Raw genomic sequence first — 7,522 nt, forward strand, 5'->3', positions numbered from 1 at the left:
GATGCTTGTGATTACTGGTGCAGTCTGATCGTCTACAGTTATGGTTTGAGTTGCACTTGAAGCATTACCACATACATCTGTAGCGGTATAGGTACGAGCAATGGAGTAGCGGTTCGCGCATGATCCCGGAGTTACAACATCGGCATGAATGATGGTCACTGTTCCAATACAATTGTCCGTAGCGACTACCGCAATATCATTGAATGCTGGAACGGCAGAGGCACAGCTTACAGTAGTGTTTGCAGGGATGCTTGTGATTACTGGGGCAGTCTGATCATTTACAGTTATGGTTTGAGTTGCACTTGAAGCATTACCACATACATCGGTAGCGGTATAGGTACGAGCAATAGCGTAGCGGTTCGAGCATGATCCGGGAGTCACAACATCGGCATGAGTGATGGTCACTGTTCCTATACAATTGTCCGTAGCGACTACTTCATTATCATTGAATGCAGGAACGGTAGAGGCACAGCTTACAGTAGTGTTCGCGGGGATGCTTGTTATTACAGGAGCAGTGTGATCGTTTACTGTGATGGTTTTTTCACAGTTTGAACTGCAACCATTTGTTGTTGTTGTTAACAACACTGTATAAGAATTGTTACAACCTGAACCCGCCGTAATCGTAACATTTTGGGAATTTGTAACGGAGGTTATAATAGCTCCGTTAGCGTTTGATAAAGACCATACGTAGGAACTTAATCCAGAAACCGCCGAATAACTATTTGATGATGATGGGCATACTAAGTCAGGGCCATTAATGACACAAGGTTGAGGTACCGAGATAGAAATATTTTTCCCAGGAGAAACATCAGACCCAAGATAACAAATATTTGAAATTCCATTTCTAGTTACTATTAACTGTATATTAAATGTACCTCCAGATATGAAAGTAGCAGAAACAGGTATGACAGTGATTGACGATCCTATTGAAGATCCACTAATAATTGCACCGGCGGTATTGTTTATTAAACTCCAAGAATAAGTAACTGTACTACTATTTGGATTTATAATACTAGAAATATAAGTTAATGAGTTGTTTTCTAAACAAGCGTTTTCAGGACCTGAAATGGAACATCGTGGTGGTATTATAACAGAAGAAGCAGAAAGTGATCTATCCTGACCTCCGCTGCCGCCGTCTAAACCTACTAAACTTGTGTGATAAGGTGATCCGCTGATAGTACTTCCTCCTCCGCCAAGACCCCAATCAATTTCAGCGGCAATATGTCCGCCCCACGCCAATACTACAGTTGGATTGGTAGTTGTAAAAGTAATTTTAAGGCTTGTTGTGGCATCTGAATTTGCTAATGAGCCTTGTGATACGTAGGAGATGCTGGTGATGGTCCCATTGTAAATTGTCATTTGTTTTTTAGCAGTTGGGAGCGCGTTAAAACTGGCAGTAGGTTGTCCAAGTATTGAAGATCCCAATGAACTTGGAGCAGGAATAGGAAATGTACTTGGTGCACCTAATCCAGGAATTACTGGATCTATAGTCGGATCTATGACTTCCTGATAATGACTGAAATTAGCAAAATGTGAGCCAGCAGGATTGTCTATGTTGTCATAATTTGTAATGTAATCAAGAGCACTTTGACCAGATTTTCTAGTATCCCATTGTATAATTAGTTCATGAGCCCCAGAACTTAATCCTTCCATGGTCATACGATAGGGTATCGACCACCCCTCACCGTAGTGAGCTTGAGATGAATTTAAATTTCCGTTGATCCAATCACCCGGAATTGGAGACGATGCCGATCCATTTTTTACCTGATCCAAATTTGCAGTAGTTGAAGCATCTGTAAACAAAGTTTCAGCATTAAACCCAGAAATGAGACCAGTAGCGGAGAGTGTAAAGGATTGACCTATATCATGGACCTCAATTAAATATTCATTATTGTATATATTTCCCAGACTATCCGCGATAACATACAGATATTGTTCCGGATGTATAAAAGGGGTTTCTACTAAAGTGAGTTTTACCATCTCGTCTGGCTGCCAATTACTTCCTGTAATAATTACATAACTACCAGGAGCATAATCTGATTTGTTGGTTTCAACTGCTGCCAATTGTGCGAACGCAACAGTATTAAAAATGGGGAAGCTGAATAATAAAAATAATAATATTTTTATCGATTGAGTAATAGTTGATTTCATATTGATTTGTTTTTAAATCGTTAGAAAGTGAAGTAAAATTTAATAATAAATATTACTTCTGAGAGTTTTTTGGTGTATTGTAGGTTGTGTAATTCTGATTAATTTATTGACCTTCATAGGTATCAAAGCTATTTTTGTATAAATAGTTATCGAGCGATAAAAAAATGGACAAACTGACACCATTTTTTTAATAAGGAATATCATATTTTGAAGAAAATTATTCCAATATTTTGGGGTTTTAACTTCAAAATTTTCAGTGCGGGTTAAAAAGATAAAGACTGGGTTATGTAATGTAATTTTTGTTTTCATATTAATCTTTTTTAAATAATAAACTGTTGTTTGCAATAAACTTCTATAATAAGTAATTAGATTTTTAATAAAACATTGTTTTATTTTTTATTTAGACCGATTGTTTTATTAAAATAATAGTGCATATATTAGTTTAAAAATGATTGCTCAGTAATAGTTATTATAATAATTAGTTCTGATAAATATTTATCTGTTTTAGTAATATCATGGAGACTAAAAGTTCACATAAATACTATCTGTGTTTTTTTAAAAACAAAAACTTTCTTTGGGTTAAAGAATATTTTCAGTCGTAGGTGACTTTCTTTTTTAAATACAATTCAATAAATAGAATTTTTAAATTTTTTTTTAAGAATGATTCTAGCTTTTTAAGGTTGAAAATTTTTCTTTTTGTGATTAAAGAATATTTTCAGTAGCAGGTGATTTACCCTTTTCTAAAATTTCGCAATAGTTAAACACACAATTTTTTAATCTTTGTTTCAAGAATGATATTAGTTTTGTTTAAGGATGAAAGCTTTCTTTTTTGGGTTAAAGAATATTTTCTGTCGCAGGTGACATTCCTTTTTTATATTTAAAACTATTTAAAATTGTAATTTCATAATCTAAAGTACAATGACTGTTTTAGATTTATAAAGATTAGAATTTTCTTTTTTTGGGCTAAAAGAATTTCTTTTTCTTTAGGTTCAATATTATTTTAAATTTTCAAACTAACAATAAAAGTTTGTTAATAGGAATAATCAAATTTAAGAATAATTATTGTTATTGATTTTTTTTTCCTACGAATTACTTAAATAATCGTTAAAATGTATTTTTTTGTATAAAAAAATTCACATTTATTTGATACAAAAAAAATTACAAACGCAACTATTTAATTTAGTCTCTTGTTTAAAATAAAAAATGGATAAAAAAAATAAAATACGAATCAAATTTTTAATATTTCTGTATATTAACAAGTATTGGGAATATTAATTTAGTATGCTTTGAATTAAGCTACAGTACTGAAAAAGGCATGAAATTTAACTTAGGAAGCCTAATTTATTGTTATTTAACAGGTATTATTTCTAATTTAGCTTCTAAATATATTTATAAAACTGTAATTATAAATTCACTTCTTCTATTCAATTGATGTTCTTCTTCACTGCATTTTACACCATCAGAGCATTTATTTACAAGTTGGGTTTCACCGTATCCTCTGCCAGTCAATCTAGTGGAATCAATTCCATTTTTGATTAACCATCCCATAGTAGATTTAACCCTTCTTTCTGATAAAGCTTCGTTGTATTTAAATGTCTGTCTGCTATCTGTATGAGAGCGTATATTTAATTTCATGGTTGGATTTTGGTTCAAAACATCTAATATTTTCTCCAGATCCAAAGCTGCTTCTTTTCTAATATTAGATTTATCTAAATCAAAATAAATCATTTTTATTCCAAAGCATTTACCCAAATCATCACCAATGGTCACTTTACATTTTGATTTTTCCAATGTGAGAGGCAAATAAGTTTTCCCATTTGTTTCGGCAATAGTTATTTTTTGTTCTATGGCGGTATATTCTGGTTTTTCAGCTCTCACATTATAAGTTTTCCCACATTCGACCTTAAAAGTATAGTTCCCTTTATCATCTGAATAGGTTGTATTAATAAGACTAAATTGACTATTATATAAGCTGATTTTTGCATCAGCAAGTAGTTCTTTAGTAACCAAATCTGTTATTTCGCCATACATTAGCTGTTCACAAATCAGTCTTTTGGTTTCCAAAAATTTATAAATATCATCATAGCCCTTACCGCCATCTCTGTTGGAACTAAAAAAACCTCTCCTTGATTTTGTATCAATTAAATAAGCAAAATCATCTTTAGGAGAATTCACATTAGCACCCACATTTTGAACTGCACTGAAAGTTCCATCTGTATTTATTTCAGACATGAAAACATCCAATCCTCCAAGACCTGGATGCCCGTCTGAGGCAAAATAAATCTCATTTTCATCAGTTACAAACGGAAAGGTTTCTCTACCCTCGGTATTGATTGTATTTCCGAGATTCAGAGGAGTTCCAAAACTGCCATCCTCACTAATTGTCACCTTAAATAAATCAGACTGACCTAATGTTCCCGGCATATCTGAAGCAAAATATAAATTTTTTCCGTCTGCGCTCAAGGCGGGATGGGCAGTACTGTAATTGTCACTGTCAAAAGGCAATTCAGTTATATTGGACCATTTATCATTCACCAAACTGGCTTTGTATATTTTTATTAAGGTAATATCATTTCCATCTTTCCTTTTTTTGCCATCGAGATAGTTGTTTCTGGTAAAATACACAGTCTTTCCATCAGCAGTAAAAACAGGAGAGGCTTCGTTAAATTTTGAGTTGATGTTCTTATCAAATTTCTTAGGTACTCCTGGAGTCATATTGTATTCTAAATCAGCTGCATATAAATTAGTGAAAGCTTGATTGGTCCACTTGTGTCTTCTTTTCCCCAAACTTCCGGTATCTCTAGCTGATGCAAAAACTATCTTGTTTGAATAGATTGCGGTTCCATAATCAGAATATTTAGAATTGATACCTGCATCTTCTACCTGGTATCTACCCGAATTAGCTTTTATAGCTTCTAAATAATTGGTATCTTTTTTAAAAAGCTTTCCTCTACTGTCGTTTCCTGATTTTTGAATAAATTTTTGCAACATTTCATCCGCCTTATCGCTTTGGCTAATAGAACGTAAAGATTGCGCATAGCGGTAATAATATTCCGATTCTAAATCAGTATCAGTAGCCATAGCGAATAATTCACCGTACCATTTAACAGCTTTATCCAGCTCACCATTGAAGTAATAGGCATTTCCTAATTTTTTAAACATATCGACGGATTTGTATCCTTTCTCGGCCACCCTTTCATAGGTTTTTATAGCGTCAACGTAGGCATAGCTATCATATTTTTTATCAGCTGCAGTTACCCTAGCTTTTTGAGAGTAAATGTTAAATGAAAAAACACTTATTATTGTTATGTAAAGTATAATATTTTTCATAATAATTATTTTTTAGAAGAATCTTGGAGTAACGATTTTAGTGTTGTTTTTAAATAATTCATAGCGCAGAAATATTTCATGCGAACCGGAATTATAACGGTTTAAATTAGTAGTTTCATGATCATAACCGTATCCTATGTATAAACCCTCTGAAACTTGAAAACCAACCATGGCGCTTAAAGCCGCACTCCATCTATAGGCGACTCCCACCACAAATTTATCACTAAACATAAAGTTTGCCGAAACATCTGCTTGAAGAGGAGCTCCCTCAACCATTTTGGTCAGTACAGCAGGTTTGAATTTGATATCACTATTTAAATCGAATACATAACCTGCAATCAAATAGTAATTAATTTTTTCTTTAAAAATAGCCACTTCATTGTCATCATATCTTTTTGACTCAATAAAATTAGGTATTGAAAAACCTACATAAGCTTTATCAGAATGTAAATATACACCAGCACCAATATTAGGTGAGAATTTGTTACTATAATCATGTAGGCTTGGATCGTCGTCGGCTGGATTTAGTCTGGTGACATCCAAATCGAAGAGGTTAGCAGTTGCTTTGATCCCAAATGATAGTTTAAAAGTCTCCGAAGCTGGAATGGTATAGGACAAATCTGCAGATATGGTGTTCTCGTGAGTAGGTCCTATTTTATCATTAACAACAGTGACTCCTAATCCCAAATTGTTTGCATTTAATGGCGTATTTACAGAAACTGCATTAGTTACCGGTGCGCCATCTAGTCCTACCCATTGTGTACGATGTAAGGCAAAAATACTTAGTACTCCTCTTGACCCTGCATAAGCAGGATTAATATTGATTGTGTTGTACATGTATTGCGTAAATTGAGCATCTTGTTGTGCAAAACTTACTATGAATGTAAACATCAAAATGAAGGAAAATAGTTTTTTTTTCATAATAGATTCTTATTATTTTAATTAGCTATCGAACGTATTAATAAATAGTTCAAAAGATCAAATTGATAAAATTATTACTTTTTATCATTTGAGGATAAGTTCAGTTCATTTATTTTAGTATACACCTGAGAACAATTGAGTCCTCAGGTGTATAAATTTAATTATTTTGTAAGGTATAAATACCCGTCTTTTTTATTCGTTTGAATATTACCATTATTGTCAATTGAAGTGTAATTCAGAATATAAAAATAGGTTCCAGTAGGCAAACCAGAAGATTGACTGAGTGTTGTTCTACCTTGAGAAATACCATTGAAAACTCTGGTTGTATTATTATAGCCAGCAGTTTCAAAAACCAACACCCCCCAACGGTTATAAATTTCAACCGTATTAGTAGGATAACAGTCCGTAAGATCAAGATTATCAATAATGAAATTTTCATTAATTCCATCTCCATTTGGTGAGAAGGCATTATGAACCAATACGGTACCACATCCTAATACAATACCATCGCAATCATTATCAATACTCATTTTTATGATTAATGGACAGTTCTCATTAGCAACTTTGTATTCAAAATAATAATTGCGAACATTTAAACCAAAAGGAGAAAATATACTTCCTTGCAATTTACCCGTATTATCTATGTCTGTCCAAGTTCCATTTATTGGAGTTCCTATTGGTAATAAAATTTTTAAATCGATAGTCAATTGACTATCTGAATTACAAGCTGAACTTTCTATTGTAAGAGGAGCGGTTACGGTCAACACTAATTCCTGGTCGGCAGTGCATCCGTCGTTTGTTTTGGTATACGTTCCTGCAGCGGTATAAGTAGTACTATTTACAGACCACGTATAGTTTTCACCCGAACAGATTGTTATTGGAGTAGACACTTTCGTTGGTTTCGGAGTTACGGTCAACACTAATTCTTGGTCGGCAGTACATCCGTCGTTTGTTTTGGTATACGTTCCAGCAGCGGTATAAGTAGTACTATTTACAGACCAAATATAGTTTTCACCCGAACAGATTGTTATTGGAGTAGACACTTTCGTTGGTTTCGGAGTTACGGTCAACACTAATTCCTGGTCGGCAGTGCATCCGTCGTTTGTTTTGGTATACGTTC

Annotated in this window: 4 protein-coding genes; all 4 read right to left on the reverse strand. The window is 33.5% G+C overall.

The window, feature by feature from the left end; all coding sequences use genetic code 11:
• Positions 1-2,151 (reverse strand): HYR-like domain-containing protein (locus ACFX5D_RS16080; RefSeq protein ID WP_465254663.1); only part of this gene is annotated, 2,151 nt, incomplete at its 3' end.
• A gap of 1,389 nt (positions 2,152-3,540) precedes the next feature.
• The gene (locus tag ACFX5D_RS16085; protein WP_379859216.1) at positions 3,541-5,481 is read right to left on the reverse strand and encodes an OmpA family protein; all 1,941 of its coding nucleotides are present in this window, start codon (positions 5,479-5,481) and stop codon (positions 3,541-3,543) included.
• A 12-nt stretch (positions 5,482-5,493) separates the two neighbouring features.
• On the reverse strand, positions 5,494-6,402 hold the full coding sequence (locus ACFX5D_RS16090) for a PorP/SprF family type IX secretion system membrane protein (protein WP_379859217.1): 909 nt from the start codon (positions 6,400-6,402) through the stop codon (positions 5,494-5,496).
• Positions 6,403-6,563: 161 nt separating this feature from the next.
• The coding region (locus tag ACFX5D_RS16095) for a gliding motility-associated C-terminal domain-containing protein (protein WP_379859218.1) at positions 6,564-7,522 on the reverse strand (959 nt) is incomplete at its 5' end.

This window comes from Flavobacterium fructosi, assembly GCF_042787335.1.
Lineage (GTDB): Bacteria > Bacteroidota > Bacteroidia > Flavobacteriales > Flavobacteriaceae > Flavobacterium > Flavobacterium fructosi.